This window comes from Rhizobium sp. BT04, from assembly GCF_030053135.1.
Taxonomy (GTDB): Bacteria; Pseudomonadota; Alphaproteobacteria; order Rhizobiales; family Rhizobiaceae; genus Rhizobium; species Rhizobium binxianense.
This window is the reverse complement of record NZ_CP125651.1, coordinates 158670-181159: the sequence shown is the minus strand read 5'-3', so window position 1 is coordinate 181159 and position 22490 is coordinate 158670. Positions and strand designations below refer to the sequence as shown.

General features: G+C 60.7%; 21 protein-coding genes and 1 pseudogene. 12 read left to right on the top strand and 10 right to left on the bottom strand.

Annotated elements, in window-relative coordinates; all coding sequences use genetic code 11:
* Positions 1-4 precede the first annotated feature (4 nt).
* Both QMO82_RS06100 and QMO82_RS06095 read right to left on the bottom strand, forming a co-directional pair.
* Complete coding sequence (locus tag QMO82_RS06100) at positions 5-841, bottom strand: carbohydrate ABC transporter permease (RefSeq protein WP_097618714.1); 837 nt, start codon at positions 839-841, stop codon at positions 5-7.
* Positions 838-1818 carry a carbohydrate ABC transporter permease gene (locus QMO82_RS06095; protein WP_183609267.1) on the bottom strand — a complete coding sequence of 327 codons (981 nt, stop codon included), beginning with the start codon at positions 1816-1818 and terminating at the stop codon, positions 838-840. The genes QMO82_RS06100 and QMO82_RS06095 overlap by 4 nt, the downstream gene beginning before the upstream one ends.
* A 222-nt stretch (positions 1819-2040) precedes the next feature.
* Here QMO82_RS06095 and QMO82_RS06090 point away from each other — a divergent pair, with 222 nt between their 5' ends.
* From QMO82_RS06090 to QMO82_RS06075, 4 genes are read left to right on the top strand one after another with little or no spacing between them, the layout of a single operon-like run.
* Positions 2041-3831: a heparinase II/III family protein gene (locus QMO82_RS06090; RefSeq protein ID WP_183609266.1), complete on the top strand. Its 1791-nt coding sequence runs from the start codon at positions 2041-2043 to the stop codon at positions 3829-3831.
* 11 nt (positions 3832-3842) lie between these two features.
* Entirely contained in the window at positions 3843-4703 is an 861-nt protein-coding gene (locus QMO82_RS06085; protein WP_183609265.1) for a carbohydrate-binding protein, read from the top strand.
* A 50-nt stretch (positions 4704-4753) separates the two neighbouring features.
* Positions 4754-5422 carry a response regulator gene (locus tag QMO82_RS06080; protein WP_183609264.1) on the top strand — a complete coding sequence of 223 codons (669 nt, stop codon included), beginning with the start codon at positions 4754-4756 and terminating at the stop codon, positions 5420-5422.
* Positions 5412-6812: a sensor histidine kinase gene (locus tag QMO82_RS06075; protein ID WP_183609263.1), complete on the top strand. Its 1401-nt coding sequence runs from the start codon at positions 5412-5414 to the stop codon at positions 6810-6812. Before QMO82_RS06080 ends, QMO82_RS06075 begins: the two co-directional genes overlap by 11 nt.
* A gap of 50 nt (positions 6813-6862) precedes the next feature.
* Here the strand turns inward: QMO82_RS06075 and QMO82_RS06070 are convergent, their stop codons facing one another.
* Complete coding sequence (locus QMO82_RS06070; RefSeq protein ID WP_246718366.1) at positions 6863-7132, bottom strand: CHAD domain-containing protein; 270 nt, start codon at positions 7130-7132, stop codon at positions 6863-6865.
* Positions 7133-7229: 97 nt separating this feature from the next.
* On the opposite strand from QMO82_RS06070, the gene QMO82_RS06065 reads away from it, so the two are divergent.
* The 3 genes from QMO82_RS06065 (at position 7230) to QMO82_RS06055 (ending at position 10818) form a co-directional block, all read left to right on the top strand.
* Positions 7230-7685: an NUDIX hydrolase gene (locus QMO82_RS06065; RefSeq protein ID WP_183609262.1), complete on the top strand. Its 456-nt coding sequence runs from the start codon at positions 7230-7232 to the stop codon at positions 7683-7685.
* Positions 7682-8710: a PHB depolymerase family esterase gene (locus QMO82_RS06060; RefSeq protein ID WP_183609261.1), complete on the top strand. Its 1029-nt coding sequence runs from the start codon at positions 7682-7684 to the stop codon at positions 8708-8710. The genes QMO82_RS06065 and QMO82_RS06060 overlap by 4 nt, the downstream gene beginning before the upstream one ends.
* A 650-nt stretch (positions 8711-9360) precedes the next feature.
* A complete protein-coding gene (locus QMO82_RS06055; RefSeq protein WP_183609260.1) occupies positions 9361-10818 on the top strand; it encodes a methyl-accepting chemotaxis protein in 1458 nt (485 codons plus the stop codon).
* 272 nt (positions 10819-11090) lie between these two features.
* Here QMO82_RS06055 and QMO82_RS06050 read toward each other — a convergent pair whose 3' ends face one another.
* From QMO82_RS06050 to QMO82_RS06025, 6 genes are all read right to left on the bottom strand, one after another.
* A complete protein-coding gene (locus QMO82_RS06050) occupies positions 11091-11972 on the bottom strand; it encodes an ABC transporter permease (RefSeq protein WP_183609259.1) in 882 nt (293 codons plus the stop codon).
* A gap of 11 nt (positions 11973-11983) precedes the next feature.
* Entirely contained in the window at positions 11984-12802 is an 819-nt protein-coding gene (locus QMO82_RS06045) for an ABC transporter ATP-binding protein (RefSeq protein WP_183609258.1), read from the bottom strand.
* 95 nt (positions 12803-12897) lie between these two features.
* Positions 12898-13911 carry an ABC transporter substrate-binding protein gene (locus QMO82_RS06040; protein ID WP_183609257.1) on the bottom strand — a complete coding sequence of 338 codons (1014 nt, stop codon included), beginning with the start codon at positions 13909-13911 and terminating at the stop codon, positions 12898-12900.
* Positions 13912-14020: 109 nt separating this feature from the next.
* Complete coding sequence (locus QMO82_RS06035; protein WP_183609256.1) at positions 14021-15010, bottom strand: GlxA family transcriptional regulator; 990 nt, start codon at positions 15008-15010, stop codon at positions 14021-14023.
* Complete coding sequence (locus tag QMO82_RS06030; protein ID WP_183609255.1) at positions 15007-15585, bottom strand: isochorismatase family protein; 579 nt, start codon at positions 15583-15585, stop codon at positions 15007-15009. The genes QMO82_RS06035 and QMO82_RS06030 overlap by 4 nt, the downstream gene beginning before the upstream one ends.
* Before the next feature lie 123 nt (positions 15586-15708).
* Positions 15709-16458 carry a FadR/GntR family transcriptional regulator gene (locus QMO82_RS06025; RefSeq protein WP_183609254.1) on the bottom strand — a complete coding sequence of 250 codons (750 nt, stop codon included), beginning with the start codon at positions 16456-16458 and terminating at the stop codon, positions 15709-15711.
* Between the two features lie 189 nt (positions 16459-16647).
* Here QMO82_RS06025 and QMO82_RS06020 point away from each other — a divergent pair.
* Positions 16648-16767, top strand: a pseudogene (locus QMO82_RS06020) (CopG family transcriptional regulator); the annotation flags it as partial.
* A gap of 22 nt (positions 16768-16789) precedes the next feature.
* Here QMO82_RS06020 and QMO82_RS06015 read toward each other — a convergent pair.
* Positions 16790-17797 (bottom strand): LacI family DNA-binding transcriptional regulator, encoded by a 1008-nt coding sequence (locus QMO82_RS06015; protein WP_183609253.1) that lies wholly within the window; start codon positions 17795-17797, stop codon positions 16790-16792.
* A gap of 206 nt (positions 17798-18003) precedes the next feature.
* Here QMO82_RS06015 and QMO82_RS06010 point away from each other — a divergent pair, with 206 nt between their 5' ends.
* The 4 genes from QMO82_RS06010 (at position 18004) to QMO82_RS05995 (ending at position 22489) form a co-directional block, all read left to right on the top strand.
* On the top strand, positions 18004-19326 hold the full coding sequence (locus QMO82_RS06010) for an alpha-L-fucosidase (protein ID WP_183609252.1): 1323 nt from the start codon (positions 18004-18006) through the stop codon (positions 19324-19326).
* Between the two features lie 50 nt (positions 19327-19376).
* Positions 19377-20600 (top strand): sugar ABC transporter substrate-binding protein, encoded by a 1224-nt coding sequence (locus QMO82_RS06005; protein WP_183609251.1) that lies wholly within the window; start codon positions 19377-19379, stop codon positions 20598-20600.
* 88 nt (positions 20601-20688) lie between these two features.
* Positions 20689-21615, top strand: a complete 927-nt coding sequence (locus QMO82_RS06000) for a carbohydrate ABC transporter permease (RefSeq protein ID WP_183609250.1) — start codon at positions 20689-20691, stop codon at positions 21613-21615.
* Positions 21605-22489, top strand: a complete 885-nt coding sequence (locus QMO82_RS05995) for a carbohydrate ABC transporter permease (protein ID WP_183609249.1) — start codon at positions 21605-21607, stop codon at positions 22487-22489. Before QMO82_RS06000 ends, QMO82_RS05995 begins: the two co-directional genes overlap by 11 nt.
* The last annotated feature ends 1 nt before the right edge of the window (position 22490 follow it).

Below are 22490 nucleotides of genomic sequence, written 5' to 3'. Positions count from 1 at the left end.
GGATTTAACCCTTCAGTCCCGTCGAGGCGATGCCCTCGACGAAGAAGCGCTGGAGAGAGAGGAAGACGACGAGAACCGGGATGAGGGCGACGACGGAGGCCGCCATGATCAGCCCGTATTCGGCCGAATATTGCGAGATGAACATGCGCAGGCCGATCTGGACGGTCTTCAGCTCGGTCTTGGTGAGATAGATCATCGGCCCGAGGAAATCGTTCCAGGTGGTGACGAAGGTGAAGATCGTCAGCGTCGAGAGCGCGGGCTTGGAGAGCGGCAGCATGATGCGCGCCCAGATCTGGTACTCGTTCATGCCGTCGATGCGGGCCGCTTCGCAAAGCTCGGTCGGGATCGACATGTAGAACTGCCGCATCAGGAAGACGCCGAAAGCGGTGAAAGCCTGCAGGCAGATCAGCGCCAGATGCGTGTTGTTGAGGCCGAACTCGCGCATCAGCAGGAATTGCGGCACCATGTAGACCTGCCAGGGCATGGCGATGGTGGCGATATAGCCGAGAAACAGCGTGTTTTTGTAAGGAAAATTCAGCTTGGCAAAGGCGTAGGCGGCGAAGCTGGAGGTGAGCAGCTGCAGCAGCGTAACGATGATCGTCAGCTTCGAGGTGTTGTAGATGAAAAGGGCGAGCGGGATCTTCGTCCAGATATCCACATAGTTTTGCCATTGCGGCTCGGACGGTATCCACTCGATCGGAAAGGCGAAGACGTCGCGGCTGAGCTTCAGCGACGCCGAAAGCATCCAGGCGAAGGGCATCAGCATGACCAGCGTCACCGTGATGACGATGGCATAGAGAAGGACCGTTTTGAGAGTGACCTTGCGTCCGGCGATCCTCATGCCTCGTCCTCCCTCTGGCGCCGGAACTGGAAGACCGTGACGGCGAGCACGAGGAAGAAAAGCACCAGCGAAACCATGCTGGAATAACCGAGATCCCAGGAAATAAAGGCCTCGTTATAGATGTGGTAGACGAGAACGAGCGTCGAGGTGCCGGGGCCGCCCTGGGTGATCATGTAGATCTGGTCGAACACTTTGAAGGACTGGATCGTCAGCATGACGGTGACGAAGAAAGTGGTCGGTCCGAGCTGCGGCACGGTGACATGGATGAATTTCTGCCAGGAATTGGCGCCATCGAGATCGGCCGCCTCGTAGAGCTCCGCATTGATGCCCTGCAGGCCGGCCAGATAGATGACCATGTAGTAACCCATGTTCTTCCAGATGCCGAAGAGGATCACCGTTACCATCGCCCAATGGCGATCGGCGGCCCATCCCGGCATGTTCTTGGGATCGAGGCCGAGCGTGTAGAGGATCATGTTCACCGGCCCCATCTCGGGATTGAAGATCATGTTCCAGACGACGGCGACGGCCACCAGTGAGGCGACATAGGGGAAGAACATCGCGGTGCGGAAGAAATTCCGTCCCACGATCTTCTGGTTGAGGAGAACGGCGAGGCCGAGCGCGCACAGCAGCGTCGCCGGCACCGAGGCGACCGTATAGATGACCGTGTTCCAGAACGCGGCGATGAACGCCTTGTCCTCTAAGAGGCGCCAGAAATTATCCAGCCCGGCGAATGTGATCGCATTCGAGCCGTCCCAATGCATGAAGGCAAGCGCGAAGGCGAAGAGGATCGGGCCGAGCGTGAAGACGGCGAAACCAATGAAATTCGGCGCGATGAAGGAATAGGCGACGAGCGCATTGCGCAGCTTGCGCTGGCGCTTGGACAGGGCGGTGACTTTCCGGCTGGAAATTGCCGGAGCGCCATCCCTGGCGATGACCGAATTCGATATGGACACCGGTGCTTCCTCCTGGGCGAACATTCTGCAGCTGACGGCTCGCGGAGATTCCCAGATCCTCAATCCGGAACATCCGGGCGGCCGAATACCGCCAACTTCCTCCTGCTCACGACATAGCACATCTCCGGTATTGGTCAAACAAGTTCTGAATAGATCATACAAATTTTATGGCGTACGCCGAAAACATATGATAGGTGGGAAATCTAAGCCAAGCGCCTGTCGAGGCTTTCCGGTGCGGGGAGGGACATGTTCAGCGAGATTTCAGGGGAATTGCCGGACATCCTGGGTGATTTCACGCCGGGAGCCGTCTGCTCCGATCGCGCCAGATGGAATTCCGTGCCGCAGGCGACGCGGGATGTGGTCGTGCGCGCGGCCGAAGCCACCCTTGCGCGGGCCTGGCCCCTCATCGCAGCCGCCGATTACCGGGAGTATACCGAGACCGGCAACCGCTCGCGTTTCGAGGCGCTTTATTTCTCGCGGCGCCGAATGCTCAACGATCTGGTGCTGGGCGAACTTGTCGAAGCGGGTGGACGGTTCCTGCCTGGGATTGTCGACGGTATCTTCCTGATCGCGGAGGAGAGCGGCTGGCAGCTTCCGGCGCACAATGCCTATGAGCGCAGCGGTGCGCGGCTGCCGCTGCCCGACAGTTCGCAGCCGGTTGTCGATCTTTTCGCCGCCGAAACCGCTGCCCTGCTTGCCACCGTCGTTGCCCTGCTCGGCGACGAGCTTGACGGCATCAGTTCTGAGATTTCGGCGCGCGTGAAGCGCGAGATCGAGGCTCGCATCCTTACACCCTATCTCGGCCGGCATTCCTGGTGGATGGGCCGCGGCGAGGAGAGGATGAATAACTGGACGGCCTGGATAAGCCAGAACGTCCTGTTGACGACCTTCTCGCTGCAGACCGATCAGCCGACGCGTCGCGCCGTCGTCGAAAAAGCGCTCGGCAGCCTCGATGCATTCCTCAAGGACTATGCCGAGGACGGGGCCTGCGAGGAGGGTGTCGTCTATTACCGCCATGCCGCGCTCTGCCTTCACGGCGCGCTGACCGTTTTGGATCATGCGGCGCCCGGCCTGTTCGACAAAATCTGGCGGCAGCCGAAGATCCGCAACATGGCCGAATATATTGCCGACATGCACGTGGCCGGCCACTATTATTTCAACTTCGCGGATTCCTCGGCCGTGGTCGAGCCCTGCAGCGCACGCGAATATCTGTTAGGAAAGGCGGTCGGCTCCGAGAGGCTGGCGGAGTTTGCGGCAGCCGACAGGGCGACAGCGGATAGTCCGCACCTGCCCGGGGAATGGAACCTCTGGTATCGCGTCCAGGAATTGCTGGTCGGAACGCTTGCCGTGGCGAAGACGCGTCCGGAACCCCCGCGCGGCATCTTCTATCCCGGCATCGGCCTGTTCGTCGCCCGCGACGGTCAGTTTTCCCTGGCGGTCAAGGGCGGCAACAATGGCGAGGGTCACAATCACAACGATGTCGGCAGCGTGACACTCTACAAAGACGGACGACCCTTGCTGATTGATGTCGGCGTCGAGACCTATACGGCCAAGACCTTCTCGCCGCGGCGCTACGAAATATGGACGATGCAGTCGGCTTATCACAACCTGCCGACCTTCGAAGGCGTAATGCAATCGGCCGGCGGAACCTTCGGCGCGCGCGATGTCGAGGTCGAATTCGGCGAGGACAGCGCGCGCATATCGCTCGAGATTTCAGGCGCCTATCCCCCGGAAGCGGAAGTCCGCAGCTATCGCCGTGCCGTTTCCCTGCTGCGCGGCCGCCATGTCGAAATCACAGACGCTCATGACGGGGATAAACCGGCGGTCTTGTCGCTGATGACGTGCCTCGCGCCGACCATCACATCGGAGAGGATCGATCTCGCCGATCTCGGCAGCATCTTCGTCGAGGGCGCCGGCTCGATCGAAATCGACCAGATCGAGGTGAATGACATCAGGCTGAGATCGGCCTGGCCGGAAAAACTCTTCCGTCTGCGCGTGCCGCTTATCGCCAAGCTTTTGAGATTGCAGATCGTCTGAGGAGGGCGAGCATGGAATTGGCGCTGAAGATCGTGGATGCCGATGGGTTGGTGCTGGCAAGCTCCACAGGGCGGGACGAGACCTTCCTGGTTTATCGACAGAGCTATCGCGAAGGCGATCGCGTGGTGGTGGAGGCCTCCGAGCCCGGACATATCTTCCTCGCTCTCGACGGCGCGATCCAACCCGGCCTGGTCTATATGAAGGAATGCGCCTATGAGCTCGCCGTGCCCTTCGGCGACAAGCGCAAGCCCTATTCGCCGAATGCTTTCAGGGGCGATATCCACCGGCTTTCGGCGCGAAGCGCGCGGCCCGACGAGATTGCCCGTCGACGCAATCTCGCTTTCAACCCCTGGGACGACCATGCCAACCGAGCGCTGTTTCCGCATGCGCGCGCCAATGTTGAGACCCGGGGCGAAGCGGCCTTTGCCGCGCGCAATGCGATCGATGGCGAGAAGGCCAACGACGATCACGGCTTCTGGCCCTATACCAGCTGGGGCATCAATCGCGATCCGCAGGCGGCGCTGAAGCTGGAATTCGGCCGACCGGTCAGCATCGACGAGATCGTCTTCTACCTGCGGGCCGATTTCCCGCATGATTCCTGGTGGAATGAGGCCAGCGTCACTTTCTCGAGCGGCAGGACCTCCCGCTTTCCGCTGGTGAAATCAGGTGCTGCCCAGAGCTTTTCCATAGAACCCTGCATCGTCGAATGGGTGGAATTGCATGGCCTGATCAAGGCCGAGGATGCCTCGCCCTTTCCGGCGCTGACCCAGATCGAGATCTGGGGAACGGAAGTGCCGGGCGGCGGAGACCTCGATGTCGCAGTTGCGGCCGAAGACAAGTCCGGGCTGGCCGCTCTTCCTCTCAATTTATGACCCTGCGGACGTGCTTCCGCCCAGCCCTCTGCACATGCTAAGGAGGTCGGATGCGACTGCTTGTGGTGGAGGACAACAAGGATCTGGCGGCTTGGCTGGGCAAGGCCCTGCGGCAGGCTCAATACGCTATCGACATTGCCCATGATGGCGAAGACGCGGAACATATGCTCAAGGTGGCGGAATATGCCGCGATGATCCTCGATCTCGCGCTGCCCAAGCTTGACGGATTGACGCTTTTGAAGCGATTGAGGCAGTCGGGAAACAAGCTGCCGGTCATCATCCTGACCGCGAATGCGAGCCTGGACGGCCGTGTGGCGGGGCTGGACAGCGGCGCCGACGACTATCTCGCCAAACCTTTCGAAATCGCCGAGCTCGAAGCGAGGATTCGTGCTGTGGTTCGCCGCGGCCAGGATCGGGCATCGTCCGAGATCACAGTCGGCAACCTGCGTTTCTCCGGTGGGACGCGGCAGTTTTTCGTCGCAGGCGAACCGCTGCAACTGACGCCGCGCGAATATGCCGTTCTTGAACAGCTTGTCATGAAACTCGGCAACACGATCTCGAAAGCCGCTCTTTCCGAAAGCGTGTTCGGTTTCGACGACGAGGCGGATCCGAGCGCCATCGAAATCTACGTGCACAGGCTCCGAAAGAAGCTCGAGAGCAGTTCGGTTCAGATAGCGACGTTGCGCGGGCTCGGTTATCTCCTCAGACATGTCCAGTAGCCTCGTCACAAAGCTGGGCGCCACGATCGCGCGGCTCAGCCAGAGCCTGAGGGTACAGTTGCTCTGCTGGGTGCTGCTGACCCTGTTCGGGGCGATCGGCTTCAATCTTTACGACAGCTTCTGGACGGCGGATGCGACAGCAAAGCTGGTGACGGATCGAACCCTTCTGGCCTCGGCTCGCGTCATCGCCGAGGCCGTCCGCGTCGACGAGGGCGGCAATGTTCAGGTGGATGTGCCGCCGGCCGCGCTCGAAATGTTCGATACGGGTTTCGGCGACCGGGTATCTTACCAGGTGATCACCGCCTGGGGCAGCCTGGTGAGCGGTCTTCCCGATTTGCCATTGCCGGCTGTCCAGCGGGCGGGTGAGGATCGCACCTTCCATGGCGCCGGTGTGCGCGTTCTAATGCTCGACCATCCCGTCGTCGGCCTTCCCGATGACGGCACGATCTCGGTGACTGTCGCCGTGACGCATAACAGCCAGTATGCGATGCGACGGCAGCTGTGGCTTTCTGATTTTTCGAAGCAGTTCGTGCTGGTCTTCGTCGCCAGCCTGGTGACCATCCTCGGGCTTCAGCGCGGCTTGGCGCCGGCTCTGCGATTGCGGGACGCCGTGCGCCAGCGCGGGCGCAATCGTCTTGATCCGCTGCCGCCCGAGATGGTGCAGAGCGAATTACGGCCGCTCGTCCAGGCGCTGAACGACTATATGGAGCGCGTCCAGAACCAGATGGCAGCACAGCGGCGGTTCGTATCGAATGCTGCCCATCAACTCAGAACGCCGCTGGCGCTGATCTCGACGCAGGCGAGCGTGGCGGCCCGCGAAGGCGATGCGGCACGCCGCGACGAAGCGCTTTTCGCCCTGCGCACCAGCACGAAGCAGATTTCGCGCCTCGCCAGCCAGCTCCTGACCTTGTCGCGGGCCGAGCCCGGAAGCCGCCGTCCGCGCAGCGATACGACCGACCTCAGCAAGGCTGCCCGCGAGATCCTGGAAGCGCATGCCGAAGAGGCGCTCAGGCGCAACATCGATCTTGGCTTGGAAGCGGATCGCCCCGTCATCGTCGAGGGCGATGGCACGATGCTACGTGAGATGCTGGTCAACCTTATAGACAACGCCATCCGCTATATCGGCGCCGATGGACGGGTGACTGTCGCGGTCGGGCAGGCGAACGGCAGTGCCGTCGTCACCGTCGAGGACAATGGCCCGGGTATTCCGAGCGGCGAGCGCGAGCAGGTTTTCGAACGCTTCTACCGGATCATGGGGACCGAAGCCGAAGGGAGCGGCCTGGGGCTTGCGATCGTTCGGGAAGTCGTCGAAGGGGCCGGAGGTTCGGTGTCGCTCGACGATGCGGAAGGCGGTGGGCTCGTCGTGACGGTGCGGCTTCCGCTCGCTTAGACTAGACTGTGTTGCTAATTCCTTGAATCGGGATTCAGTTTTGGCGCAAATCAGATTGAATTGGACAGCTGCGGAGGTTTGTTCGATGGGTCGATCTTATTCGATGGATTTGCGCCAGCGGGCGATAACAGCACATCCAGCACGCCCGAGAGCCAGCGCAATTCATCCTTCAGCAGTGGCGGCTCAGCGCCCGGAAGCAAAGGCTTGAAGAGTGAGAACGCCGAACGCAACCGACGCAGCGCGACGCGGGCTTTACCAGGCAGCTCGGGCTTGAGTTGAATTTGGGAAGATGTACTCCAGGTTTGATTGGGCGATATCAACGCAGTTGCCGGATCATGCGTGTCGCACCCAGAGCGGTCGACTGGACTCGCCGGTGTCGCCACTCTATTTTGCGAGGCTCGAAATGGGAGGACGCCCATGCTTCAAGACGCTGCCCAGAACGAAGTTTCTAACGATGTCGTCAGTCTCGACGTCGCGCAGGCAGGCGCCATCTGCTACCGGCGAGATCGGAAGGGACGGTTTGAGGTCCTCCTCATAGGCAGCCGTCGCAACGGCCGATGGGGTGTCCCGAAAGGGCATATCGAGGGCCGCGAGCTGAGTAGCGCGGCTGCCTTGAGGGAGGCGTTCGAGGAGGCGGGCATCATCGGCGTCGTCGACAGCACGCCCTTCGGCAGCTTCACGTATCAGAAGGACGCCAGCACGAACCGTTACACTGTCGCGGTTCATCTTCTGAAGGTGTCGAAGGTCGCCAGCACGTTTCCGGAGAAAGGCATCCGCAAGACGCAGTGGTTCCTGCTGAAGGACGCTGTCCGCGATGCCGCGCAGCCGGGTCTCCGGACACTCTTGTCGCGGCTTGAGACCGTAGGCGTATGAAGTTCAGTTTCGGCAAATCGCTCTCAAGGGCTTTCAAAGCCCAGAAAAAAATCAGCAGGCTGATTGAGAAAGCTTTCAAAGCGCCGCAACGCAAACCGAACCGTACGAGATCAACACCCCGTCCTCCAAAAACCGTTTTGGTCGAAACGGCCGGGTTCGGAAGCAATCCTGGCCGCCTGATCATGAAATCTTTCGTACCTGCGACCCGGCTACCGAAGAACCCTGCACTTGTCGTGTTGCTTCATGGCTGCCGTCAGTCTCCCGAAAGCTTAGATGTCGCAGCCGGCTTCTCCGCGCTCGCCAAAGAGCGAGGTTTTGTTCTCCTTTATCCAGAGCAGCGGAGGGCCAACAATCCGCAAGGATGCTTCAACTGGTTCCGGCCGAGCGCCGTCGCCCGAGACCGCGGCGAGGTGCTTTCAGTCAAGCAGATGATCGAGCACGCATGCGGACGACATCGGATAGATCGTTCGATGATCTTCGTCGCGGGGCTGTCCGCCGGCGGGGCGATGACGGGCGCGCTCGTTGCGAATTATCCTGAACTTTTCGCTGGCGCCGCGATCATCGCTGGCATGCCCTTCGGATCTGCCCGTGATGCGCTGTCCGCTCTGCGCGCGATGAAGGCGGGTGCAACGCCGCCAGCCGGCGGATGGGGACTACCTGTCACCGAGCTTCCCACAGATGCCAAGTCGTGGCCCGCGATAACCGTGTGGCAGGGAAGGGACGACAGGATTGTCAATCCCGTAAATGCGCTGGCCTGTGTTGCTCAGTGGCTTGAAGTCCGACGCATTAACGAAACCAGCGGACGTGTCGAGGAAAAGCCTTGGGGCAGTTTGAAGTCGTGGAAGGTGGCGGGCAAGATGAAGGTGGCGCTTTATTCAATCAGCAACATGGGCCACGGGCTGCCAATTAAGAAGCGCAGTACCTCTACGTCGCGACTATCCGGAGACCCTTTCGTGGTTCAAGCAGAAATCTCAGCTCCAGCAGAACTGATGCGATTGTGGGGCTTGCCGAGACTTCGAACATAGCCGCCGCTCAGCAGGTTCATCCGAAGCGTGCCGACTCAGATCATCCATATCGTAACCTGCGCCATTTTGCAGATCTCGATTTTTATGACGCGGCTTCAACGGTCGTTTCCCCGGCTTGGGGAGGGGAGCGCGCCCTACAGTTATGGATGAAGTCCGCGAACCGGGCTTCCGCCTTCGGTCAGAGAAATCACACGCGGGATCGTCGATTCCGCCAGCCAGCTCCTGACGAGCTGAACTTTGATCGGCAATCGCCCTTGCTTGTGCCGAGCCGCAGAAATGCCAGGAAGGGCCGGTGACGTTGAGCTGCACCTTCGGGCCTTGAAAATATTCTCACAATTGAGCAGCGACAGCCTCGGATTGGCCGCGACATGAAGGTCTCAACAGTCTGCTGTCGGCTTTTAGCTGCTCATCTTCGCGATGAACTTATTGTAGGAGAAGAATGAGCGCTTTCGCTATGCGAAAATGTCTATCCATTTTCCGCAGGCCTATCCGCATCTTGCAAGCAAGTGCACCCGCCAGAAAAAAGGTAGGGATTTGTTTACCTTGACATATTCTTACTTGCCCTAACCCGAAGTTTGTGTCTCGGACAGCTACGGGACGGGTGGGGTGCAGATACGAGAGCTGGTATACTTAAAACGATATGGTGCAAGATGAAAAAGATTGAAGATCAAATTCAGCGATGGACCGACGCGCAAAAGCGAGTTGGAACTGAGGTCAGAGACCTTATTCAGAGTAATTTGCGCCATGTACTTAGTTGCGCATACCGCTCCGTCGATCCGAATTTCAAAGAACTTCCCGAGGAACTCTTTCAGCAAGAGTTGCGCAAGTTCCAGCGTATCGCCACCGGAGATTTTTCAGAGGCATATTTTACCGAACAGGCAACGATTGCTCGAAACATCGCTCAGATGGTCGAGTATCCCGCCTATCTGTCGCCGGGCTACGCAAGCTATGCGGCGGAACTCACGATCACATTGATCGACGCCACGAAATGGAAAACTGCAAACAAACGCCGCGAACTCATTCGAAGCCTGCTGAAGTCGATCTTCGCTGATGTGTCGGTCGCGATGTATCACTTTTTTTCTGAAATTTCCGCCGCTGCGGAGAAGGAGCGCCTAGAATTTGATCGTCGACACAAGGAGTCTGAAGCTGAAGCGGACAGGATCTCCATGGCAACTCTCAGTGACGCGCTTACCGCTCTTGCCAATAGAGATCTGACGTACCGCATCCGGGCGGAGTTTCCTGCGAAGAGTGAGAATGCCAAGCAGAACTTTAATGGTGCGACGGAAGAGCTGTTGGACGCCATGTATCGCATAAGCGCCGCAGCCGAAGAAATCCGCACCGGGACCGAGGAAATCGCAACGGCATCAGGAGATCTTTCTCGTCGTACGGAGCAGCAGGCGAATTCTATCGAAAGGACCGCGGCCGCTATCCAGGAAATCACCACGACAGTCCGGCGTACATCGGAGGATGCAAGGCAGGCAAATGAGGTAGCATCAGCGACGAAAGCCGATGTTGCCCGTTCCGGGGAGATCATGAGCCATGCGGAAGACGCCATGAGCAAGATTGCGAAAAGCTCCCAAGAAATCAGTCAGATTACCGCGGTTATCGATGAAATCGCCTTTCAGACAAACTTGCTCGCGCTCAATGCCGGTGTCGAAGCTGCGCGTGCGGGGGACGCGGGGAAAGGATTCGCCGTTGTCGCTTCGGAAGTACGCGCGCTCGCGCAACGTTCGGGCGAAGCCGCCAAGGAAATCCGTGGCCTCATTGCAGCGAGTTCAGAACAGGTACAGCACGGGGTCAAACTTGTCGAAAACACAAGCCAGACTTTGGGTGTTATTGTAAGCAAGGTCAACGAAATCGATAGCCTAATAGGAGCAATCGCGACGGCCGCGCAGGAGCAAGCTACCGGTTTAGCTGACGTGAACTCAGCGATTGTCCAGATGGATACGGTTACTCAGAAGAACGCAGCAATGGTCGAAGAGACGACAGGCGCCGCATCCGATCTTCGCGCAAGGACAAAGCAACTTACCGATTTGGTGAGTCTGTTTAAAATTGTCGATAGCTCAGATCACTCGCGCGTCGCTATTCGTAACGGCATTGCTGCTTGATGACCGCGTGTGGATCGAATGAAATAAGGCAATGCCGACGGGCGGGCGAACCCCGCTAATTGACGAAGAGCCCGCGTTCGGAAACGGCGAACACCTTTTCAGGCCGGCCATCCGGACGATGTGATAGCGGTAGTCAGGCGCGCTCTTACAGCGGTGTGAGGGCGCCCCGGGTTTCTGAACGGCGGGCGCCGGTCTAAGTGCATTAAATGAGAGAAGGCCGGGCATAGAGCCCGGCCTTCTCTTCGATCTGCCTTGGGAGGAGGCGGATTTGATTACTGCGTATCGAGGTGCTGCTGCGGACGCCACTTGGCAAGGCGGTTCTCGATCAATGTCATGATGTATTCCGCAACAAGCGTGACGACCATGACGAGAAGGATGGCCGCGAACATGCCGGCGGCATCGAAGGTGCCCTTGGCGATCGAGATGAGCTGGCCGATGCCGAAGCGGGCGCCGACGAATTCGCCGACGATCGCGCCGATGATTGCAAAGCCGAAGGAGACGTGCAGGCTGGCGAAGATCCAGCTCATCGCCGAGGGGATCACCACTGTGCGGGTCACCTGCCAGTCCGAGGCGCCGAGGATGCGGGCATTGGCGATCATGTTGCGGTCGGCCTCGCGCACGCCCTGGAAGGCATTGGCGAAGACGACGAAGAACACCATGATGAAGGCGAGCGCGACCTTGGACGGCAGGCCGAGACCCATGATCATGATGAAGATTGGGGCAAGAACGACGCGCGGGATCGAGTTGATCGCTTTGATGTAGACGGAGAAAATATCAGACAGGAAGCGGTTGCGGCCAAGGCCGATGCCGACGAAGACGCCGGTGATCGAGCCCGCGAAGAAGCCGATCAGCGCCTCCTCCATCGTCACCCACAGATTATACCAGAGCGACCCTTCCGTCGTGCCCTCGGTCGCCCATTCGTAGAGGCGCTGAAGAACACCGCTCGGGCTTGAGTAGAAGAACGGGTCGATCCACTGCATGTTGGAGGAGAGCTCCCACATGCCGATGACGAAGACCAGCATGGCGATCTGCCAGAAGCGCACGAGCGTGTTGCGCCGCCGTATCGCCTTCAGTGCGGAGGCTTCGATCTCGGCGTCTGAGGTGCCCGGGCGAAACAGCGTGGCCGAACCGGCCTCGAACGTGGTGTGTGCCATGATATCCTCCCTCAGGCCGCTTCGCTGGCGCGGCGGTAGCTGGTCTCGACCTCCTGGCGGAGGTCCTCCCAGATCGTTTTGCAGTAGTCGATGAAGCTCTGCTCGTAGCGGATCTCCGAGACGACGCGGGGGCGGGGGAGATCGATCGTGTAGACCGACTTGACCGTCGCTGGGCCGGCCGTCAAAACATAGACCTTGTCGGCGAGTGCGACAGCCTCCTCGAGGTCGTGAGTCACGAACACCACCGAGGCCTTACGCTCCGCCCACAGCTTCAACAGCTCCTCGTGCATGACGGTGCGGGTCTGCACGTCGAGCGCCGAAAAGGGCTCGTCCATCAGCAGGATTTCCGGCTCGTTGATGAAGGTTTGCGCCAACGAGACGCGCTTGCGCATGCCGCCGGAAAGCTGGTGGGGATAGTGGTGGACAAACTTCGAAAGGCCGACACGGGCAAGCCAGTCGCGGGCGCTCTTTTCCGCTTCGGTGCGTGACTTGCCACGGAACAGCGGCCCGGCCATGACGTTGTCGATGACGTTCTTCCAGGGAAAGAGTGCGTCGGTCTGGAATGCGAAGCCGACACGCGGGTCGATGCCGGTGATCGGGCCGCCCATCAGCCGGACTTCGCCGGCACTCGGGCGTGCGAGGCCCGTCACAAGGTTGAGTGTCGTCGACTTGCCGCAGCCGGTCGGGCCGACGACGGCGACGAACTCGCCACGTGCGACGGTCATGTTGAAATCGCGCAAGGCGGTAAGGGACTTGCCGGTCGGCGAGACGAAGCGGCGGCTGACGTTGACCAGCTCGATCGCCGGGATCTGATTGTTGTCATGTTGCATGATGATACCTGAGGCGTGCCTTTGGGCGCGTGCACGCAATGCCCATGGATCGATCGGGAGGCCGCTTCCGGTTGGGCCGGAAGCGGCGCGACGCCTTACTGGACGTTTTTGACGAATTCCGTCGTGTAGGTCTTGGAAAGGTCGATCTGCTTGCCCTTGACGTTCTTGGAGAACTCCGAGAGCACCGCAAGCACGGTCTTCGGGCCATCTTCCGGCATGACGCCATCGGGCGTGAACATGCCCTTGCCCTCGTCGAGAGCCTTGATGTAGCCGTCCTTGTCGCCGACGTAGAAGTCCTTCGGCATCTTGTCCGCGATCTCGGCGGCAGAATGCGTGTTGATGTATTTCAGCGTCTTGACGAAGGCGTTGGCGAGCTTCTGCGCCTCTTCCTTGTGGGCGTCGACCCAGGAGGCTTCCATGTAAAGCGAAGCCGCCGGATAGGTGCCGCCGAGCGCCTTTCGGGTCGATTCGACCGTGCGCATATCGACGAGCACGCCGGCTTCGCCTGTCTTGATCAGGCGCGAGATCGTCGGCTCGGTCGTCATGCCGGCCTGGATCTGATCCTGCTGCATGGCGGCGATGAAAGTGCCGCCGGCGCCGACCGGGACGGTGACGACGTCGCCGGGCTTCAGGCCGGCCTTCGAGGCCATGAAGAGGGTCAGGAAGTTGGTGGACGAGCCGAGACCGGTAACACCGAGGGTCTTGCCTTTGAAATCGGCCGGCGACTTGATGTCAGGATGTTTGCTCGAGACCATTTCGACCTCGCCCGGCGCCTGGCTGAACTGGACGATGGATTCGACGAACTTGCCCTTGGCCTGCAGGTCGACACAGTGGTCGTAGAAGCCGACCACGCCCTGGACGGCGCCGGCCAGCAGCTGGTTTTCGGCGTCGACGCCGGCAGCTTCGTTCAGGAGCTCGACATCAAGTCCCTCGTCCTTGAAGTAGCCGAGGGATTCGGCAAGCTTGGCGGGCAGATAGATCTGCTTCTCATAACCGCCGACCATGATGGTGATCTTGTCGGCTGCGCTGGCTGCGCTCGCCATCAATGACGCTGCAGTGAGAAGCGCGGAAAAAGCGACGGTGTGAAAAAGGCTGCGCGAAGAACGCATGGAAATCTCCTCCTTGTGGTGTGCCGCATCGTCGTCTCGCCACCCTTAACCCGTGTCTCCTCCACGATGCTGCCCAACTTCCTATGACGTCGAAGCTTTCAACTAGCTTTCAGCGCGCCGCGCTCGGCGGGCCGTCATTCAAACGGTTCCAGGCGCGGCGCAGCTGCCGCGCCGAGCCGAAGCCGGCGCGCATCGCGACGGCCTCCATGTCCAACCGCGAACCGGCGAGCATCTCGCGGGCAAGAGCGACACGCATACGGTTGACGAAATCCGTAACGCTCATGCCGGTCTGTTCGTTGAACAGCCGTGAGAGGTTGCGCGGGCTGGCGCCGCTGAGGCGGGCGAGTAACGCCACCGACCAGTCCCGAGAGGGGTCGGCGACCACTGCGTCCTGCGCACGGTGAATGACCGGGTGGATATGGTTGCGGCCTTCGAGCCAGGGCGAAAGCTGCGGATCCGAGCCGCCACGCCTGAGATAAACGACAAGATATCGCGCCACCGCAAGCGCGCAGGCATGTCCCGCCGCCTCGGCGACGATATGCAGCATGAGGTCTATGCCGGCGGTGATGCCGGCACTGGTAAGGCGGTCTCCATCCTCGACATAGAGCCGGTTGTCTTGGACGCGCGCTGTGGGCGCGAGCCTGATCAGATCCTCCATGCAGCCGTGGTGGGTGGTGCACTCGCGGCCGTCGAGCATTCCGGCCTCGGCGGCGAGCAATGCGCCCGAGCAGATCGAGACCAGTCGAATTCCCGGGCGAATGGCGCGCTTCAGCCATGCGACGATGGCAGCCTGGTCGGCGCGCTCCTGTTCGTCCCGCGGATGGCTGCTTTCCATCGGCGCGTCGGTGCTGCCGGCAATGACGACAAGCGCGCTATCGGGCAGGCGTTCCGGCAATGCGGCGACCCCGGTGACGGCAAGGCCGATCGAACTGCCGACCGTCGCCGATGGGCCGATATAGCTGACGGTAAAGCGCACTGTGCGCTGTTCGAGGTTCGCCTTGCGCAGCACTTCGATCGGGCCGGCCACGTCGAGCAGCAGCACGCGCGGCGGCACGACGACGAAGACCGGGATATCGAAGGGCTGCGCGGCGTCCGTCATGCGGCGAGCGGCTTTCCACGCCCCGCCAGTGCCTGTTCGACGGTCGTGATCCGAGCGAAACGGCCTGACAGGACCAGTTCGGTCCGGTCGCGGATTTCCCGCGCACTCCAGGTGCGCCCAGTGGCGTCGGCCATCGGGAAGGTCAGGGTCGCTTCGCCGACATAGTCGACTTGATAGCCGAGATCGGAGGCGTGGCGGGTCGTGGTCTCGCAGCACTGTTCGGTGCGGATGCCGGAGACGAGGATCCGACGGACGCCGTTCTCGGTCAGCCACACGTCGAGACCCGAACCGACCAGGGCGCTATGGCGGTTTTTCCTGAATGTCGCATTCGGCGCGATCCTGAGCGGCGCGAGTGTCCTGACGAACCCGGATGCCTCCGAAAACGGCGGGTTTTCGTCGACATGGAATATCTGGACGACGGGTATTCCGCCGGCTTCCGCGCCGTCGATCAGAGCCTGCTGACGATCGATGTAGGGGGATGCCAGGGTTTCATCCCAGTAATCGCGTTGTCTGAATGACTCTTGGGCGTCGATAACGAGAAGGACAGTATCATGGCCGGACATTTTTTGCTCCATGCAGGTTGATCATGAAGCCATATTCGGCGATTTGATGACACGGGAAAATGCGCGCGCCGGACAAATAGCGGACAATTCGCGCCAATAGTCGCGGACGCTTCCAGGCGGTTCCGGGATCGACGATCAACTCGTAAAGCTTCGCAGATCCTTCAGCAGGTTGCGATACCTTGCCTGGCTGCCGACCAGATGCTCGCGCATCGCATTTCGGGCGGCCTGATCGTCCCTGTCGGAGATGGCGACGACGATCGCTTCGTGCTCCCTGTGGATCAGCTTTCGGTAGGCGGTCTGTTCGGCGGTCCTTGTTTCCGGGACCAGCCTGGACTGCGGGATGATCGCCGAGCCCTGGGATTCCAGGAACTGCCTGAACAGCGGGTTGTTCGTGGCTTCGGCGATCGCGGCGTGCAGTTCGAGATCCGCCTCGCGAATGGATTGATCGCTCTCGATGCAATGGAGGATTTTCCGGTGGCATTCGAAAATCGCCTCCTCCTGCGCAGGCGAGCGGCGCAAGGCCGCAAGACCGGCGGCCTCGATTTCGACAGGCGTTCTGATCTCGAGCACTTCCAGATCGGAAACGACGCGGGCCTTGTCGGCCTTCCGCCCGGAAAGCGCGGGATCAGCGCCAATCACGAAAATCCCTGCTCCCTGGCGCACCTCGACAAGACCGTCAGAACGAAGTGCGGCCACGGCTTCGCGCACGACGGTTCGGCTGACGCTGTGCGTCTCTGTCAGCTCATGTTCACTGGGAAGCTTGTCGCCGGCAGAATATTGGCCGCTCATGATCGCTTGCCGGAGACTTTCGCCAACCTGTGAAACCAACGACCCGGAACCTTTGCTGCGATCCTTCATCTGCATAGCCACACCTAACCCCCGCATCGGCTTGATCCGAACGCCGTCCAAATGCGCGGCATTGCGAAATTCACGATTCATCACACATGTATGACAAATTGCGTCCTTTTTCAATGGACACGCGGCGATGGTCCCTGTTTGCCTGCAGCTTGGGATGATCGGGAGTTTCGATGGAAATCAAGGTGCCGACCGCGCATGTTCCGCTGCCTGCGCAGGCGTCGGCGCCGGACACTGGAGGCGCTAGCCGATGTGGACCAGGGCAGAGTTGTCGATCACCGGTCGATCCAAGCTTGGGCCGACAGCCTCGACGATGGCACACCTCTTCCCTTGCCTTGATGAGGAGTGTTGGAGAGGCGGCTCAGAGCCGCCTGGTCGATTCCCCGCGCACGAATCTCGGCGTCAGGATGAAATCCTCAGGCGGCTGGGCTGCGCTCTCCGGGCTTGCTATTCTCGCCAGAAGACGCTGCGCGGCCAGTTCGCCGAGCTTCTGCGCATCCTGCACCACCATGGTGATGCGCGGCGTGATGACGTTGCTCCAGGGCACGTCATCGACCATCGCCAGCGACACATCGTCGGGGCAGCGGAAGCCCATTTCCTGCATCACCTGCAGGGTTGCCAGCCCCATCATGTTGTTGGCGCCGATGATGGCGGTCGGCCGGTCGCGGCGGGTCAGCAGCCGCATCGCCTGTGCGTGGCCGCCGGTCCTGGTGTAGCCGCCTTCAACCACCAGTGAAGGATCGACCTCCATGCCGGCGCCGGCCATCGTGTACATATAGCCCTTCAGGCGCTCGTCGGCGGTGTGCAGGCCGGCGGGGCCGGAAATGAAGCCGATGCGCCGGTGGCCGAGCTGCAGCAGATGTTCCGTCAGGATGGTGGTGGTCAGCGGGTTGTCGGAGCCGACAAAATCGCGCTCGGCACCTTCCACCTTCTGGTCGAACATCACGATCGGGGTCTTGAAGTCGCGCAGGAAGGCTGCGTATTCCGCGCCGCGCCCGTTGGCCGCCAGCGCAATACCGGCGATCTTCTGCGCCTGCAGCCGCTCCAGCAGTGCCCGTTCGAGATCGGCCCTGCCGGATGAGTCGGCGATCAGCACGAAATATCCGTGGTCGAGCGCCTGGTGCTCGATCTCGCGGCGGATGTCGCCGAAGAACATGTTGCCGAGATTGGCGGACACGAAACCGATCAGCGAGCTGCGTCCGCGCGCCAGGGTCTGGGCCACCGGGTCGACGCGGTAGCTTGTTGATTTTATCGCCTGCTGAATGCGCTCGAGCGTCTCTGCGCCGACCCGCTTCGGGCTGTTGAGTGCCAGCGAGACGGTCGAGATGGAAACTCCCGCAAGGCGCGCTACGTCTCGTATGGTGGCCATGTCTATCGAACCGGTTCTAATGTCTTGTTATGTCCGATTTTATCGGCCGGCGCAACATCCATGCCTCAAAGTGGTTGCCTTACCAGGCTTGTGTTTTTGAATTTTCGATCACGAATTTGGCTTGACAGGTGCTGGATCAATCAAGATGATTAGTCACCGAACCGGTTCGATATGACGTCGAGCCGGAAAACAGGGAGGAGAAACCTGTGACGAGTTCGGAACGCCAGCCGGAAAATCCGGTATCGGGAGGGGCGCACAAGCACGCCTGGTTCAGCCATGACCGCCTGGGAATGTTCATCCATTGGGGTCTCTATGCTCTCGGAGCCCGGCATGAGTGGTTGAAGAACCGCGAAGAGCTAACCGAGGACCACTACCAGCGCTATTTCGAAAATTTCGATCCCGATCTCTACGATCCCAGGGAATGGGCCCGCCGGGCGCGTCTCGCCGGCATGAAATATGTCGTGGTGACGACCAAGCATCACGAGGGTTTCTGCCTCTGGGACAGCAAGGTCACCGATTACAAGGCGCCGAATACGCCCTGCGGCAAGGATCTGCTGACGCCGCTGGTCGAGGCGTTTCGCGCCGAGGGATTGAAGATCGGCTTCTACTATTCGCTGCTCGACTGGCACCATCCGGATTTTCCGATCGACCTTCACCATCCGCTGCGCAACCATCCGGGTGCCGAGGCGCTGAATGCCGGCCGCAACATCGCCAATTACGCCGCCTATATGCGCGAACAGGTGCGCGAGCTTTTGACCGGCTTCGGCCGGATCGACATCATCTGGTTCGATTTCAGCTATCCCCAGCGCGAGTATCGCGGCCTGCCCGGCAAAGGGCGCGCCGATTGGGAGAGCGAGCGGCTGCTTGAGCTGGTGCGCCAGTTGCAGCCCGAAATCATCGTCAACAATCGTCTCGATCTGCCGCCGGGCAAGCTGCCCGACGTGACGACGCCGGAGCAATATACGCCGCGCGTGGCGCCTGCCATCGCCAGTCAGGGCGTGCTCTGGGAGGCCTGCCACACCTTCAGCGGCTCCTGGGGTTACCACCGCGACGAGGATAGTTGGAAGAGCCCGGAGCAGATCATCCAGCTGCTCATCGATTCCGTCGCGCTCGGCGGCAACCTGCTGATGAATGTCGGCCCGACCGGCCGCGGCACGTTCGATGCGCGCGCCATCGACGCGCTGGAGGTCTACCGGAACTGGATCGAGGTCAACGCGCGCTCCATCTACGGCGCCGGCCCGTCCGATTTTCCGGTGCCGGCCGGCTGCCGCTACACCCAGCGCGGCAACCGCCTCTATCTGCATGTCTATAACTGGCCTTATCGCCACATCCACATCGAGGGCCTTGCCGACAGGATTGCCTATGCGCAGTTCCTGCACGACGCCAGCGAGGTGCGTTGGCTCAGCCACACCAGGGATGTGGATTCCAATATCGGCGTGATGGTGCCGGAAGGCATGATCACGCTCGAACTGCCGGTCCGGCGCCCGGACGTTACCGTGCCGGTGATCGAGATCGTGCTCAAGGCGTGAGCTCGATCGCACTCGCGTGTCCTTTGCATTCATGGAGGGAGGAGAAACCCATGAAGGTTCTGAAGAAGGCGCTTTTTCTAGCCGCAATCGGCGGCAATCTCGTTACCACAGCCGCATCGGCCGAGCAGGTCAACTTGACCTGGCAGATGTGGACCGGCTCCGAAGCCGACACCAAGAGCTGGCAGCATCTGGCCGACATGGTGACCGCCAAGTACCCCGACATCAAGGTGACGCTGACGACGACGGGCTGGGTCGACTACTGGACGAGGCTGCCGGTGCTGGCGGCATCGGGGCAGCTCGCCGACATCGTGTCCATGCAGTCGCTGCGCATGCCGAATTTCTATTCGCTGCTCGAGCCTCTGAATGACCGGATCGCGGCCGACAAGTTCGACGTCGGCGCCTTTACGCCATCGATCATCGGCGGCATGTCCGTCGACAAGCGGCTTTATGGCCTGCCCTACGACGTCGGTCCGTGGGTCATCTATTATAACCAGGACGCCCTCGAAGCCGCCGGCATTCCGTTGCCGAAGCCGGGATGGACGCTTGCCGAGTTCACCGATGCCGCCAAGAAGCTGACCAAGGAAGGAAAGTATGGCTTCGGCATCACGCCGACCAACTATTCGGTCCTGGCTGCGGCCTGGGGCGATAAATACGTCAACGACGCCGGCGAGCTTGACTTGACCAGTGCGAGCGCAGTTGCCGCCGCCGACAGGCTGATCGGCTTTGCCGCCAAGGATAAGATCGCGCCGCTGGTTCCCTCGGGAGGCGCGGATCCCGGCGATGTCGTCCAGGGCCGGTTCAATTCGGGCAACATCGCCATGTATATCGACGGTCCCTGGTCGATCATCGGCATGAAGGGTGAGGCCAAGTTCAAGATCGGCCTCACCACCCTGCCGCGCGCCGAAGGCGAGCTCTCGGCCGTCACCGCAGGTTCCGGTTTCGGTATTTCCACGTCAAGCAAGAACAAGGATGCGGCCTGGAAGGCCATTCAGGTGCTGACAAGCCCCGAAGCGCTGGCTTATCTTGCCGAGGGAGGGCGCGCCTTGCCGGCGCGCACGGCGGCGCAATCCTCCTGGTATCAGGTGGCGGCCAAGGACATCACCAATGGCGGCGAGGCCATCGACTACTCGCTCGCGCATTCCGTACCCTATGTGATCACCGGCAACTGGGCGGCGGTGGAAAACCTCTTCAACCAGTATTTCCCACCGGCCTTCGCCGGCAGCGCCGACGCCAAGCAGACAATGGAGTCGATCCAGAGCCTCGCGCAACAATAGAGCGCCGCCACACCCCCGAAATCGATTTCGTTTTCGGGGTGTGGGCCGGTTCTCGTCGCGGCAGGAACTGCCGCGCATGGAGGAAGACATGTCGCAAAGCGCCGTCGCCGAAATTCCGTTGCAGCCCAGTCAGCCACGGCGCTTTTTCAAGCCTGAGACGCAGACGGCCATGCTGTTCCTGCTGCCGAGCTTTCTCGGCTTCATGATTTTCATGGCCCTGCCGATCGTGGCGTCGCTGGCGCTGAGCTTCACCAATTGGCAGCTGATCTCGACGCCGTCCTTCGTTGGCCTGCAGAATTATATCAAGCTCTTTACCGTCGATCCGGCGTTCTACACCATTTTGGGCAACACGCTGTTCTTCGCCGTCGAGTATCTGGCTGTGAATATCATCGTCTCGCTGACGCTTGCCGTGTGGATATCGAGCCTGAAGCGCGGCAAGGCGATTTTCCGGGTGATCTTCTTCCTGCCGACCTTCACGCCGACGATCGCCGCCTCGGTGGTGTGGCTGCTGATCTTTACGCCGGACGGGCTGGCCGACAGCGTCATTCGTTCGCTCGGTCTCGGCCTGCCGAATTTCCTGCTGAGCTCGACCTGGGCCATGCAGGCGGTCGTGCTTGTCACCCTCTGGGCAAATGTCGGCTATAACGTGGTGATGTTCAACGCCGCGCTCGATCTGGTGCCGAAGCACTATCTCGAGGCGGCAACGATCGACGGCGCCAATGTCTGGCAGCGCTTCTGGCGTATCCGCCTGCCGCTGATCTCGCCGACCATTTTCTTCGCCACCGTAATGACGGCGATCACTTCGCTGCAGGTCTTCGACGAGATCTTTGCGATGACGCGTGGTGGCCCGGGCTCGGCGACGGCGACGCTCGGCTTCGCCATCTACCAGAAAGGCTTCACCAATTTCCAGATGGGTTATGCCTCGGCTCTCGCCTGGGTGATGTTCGTCATGATCATGGCGCTCACCATCCTGCAGTTCCACATGCAGCGCAAATGGGTGCATTATGACGATTGACCCGACCTCTCGGCATCCGCATTCCGTCTCTGCGGATCGGCGCCGCCTCTTGCGGCGCATCGGCACATTCATCAGTTATGCGGGACTTTCGCTGATCGCGTTGCTCTTCCTCTTTCCCTTTTTCTGGATGGTATCGAACGCGGTACGCTCCAACGCCGAAGTGATGGCCGTTCCGGTCCGCATCTTCCCCGAGGAATATCAATGGGGAACATTCGTCGACGCCTTCGTTTCACTGCCGTTCGGAACCTTCCTGCTGAATTCCTTCATCGTCGCCTGCGGCGTCACGGCGATCGTGATCGCGGTATCCTGCCTTTCCGCCTACGCTTTTGCCCGGCTGCGGTTTCCCGGCCGCGAAGGACTGCTCCTCACCTTTCTCAGCACGCTGATGATCCCCCAGGTGATGCTGGTCATCCCGCTCTTCCTTCTCGTCAGCAAGCTCGGCTGGATCAACACCTATCACGGCATGATCCTGCCGGTCGCCTTCTCGTCCTTCGGCACCTTCCTGCTGCGGCAGTTCATCCTCGGCATTCCCAAGGATCTCGACGAGGCGGCGATGATGGACGGCGCCTCGCGCCTGCGCATCCTGGTCAAGATCATCGTTCCGCTTGCCATGCCGGCCATCGGCCTCTTGGCGCTCTTCACTTTCATCGCGCAGTGGAAGAGCTTCCTTTGGCCGCTGATCGCCACCAGCGGCCTCGAAAAGGCCACGCTGCCGCTCGGCCTCACCCTGTTTCAGACACAGCAGGGCACCGCCTGGAACTACATCATGGCGGGTGCGACGATCTCCATGCTGCCGGGCGTCGTGCTCGCCATCGTGCTGCAGAGGGTGATCTACAAAGGCATCAGCGTTGGCTCCGGCTTCGGCGGGCGCTGAT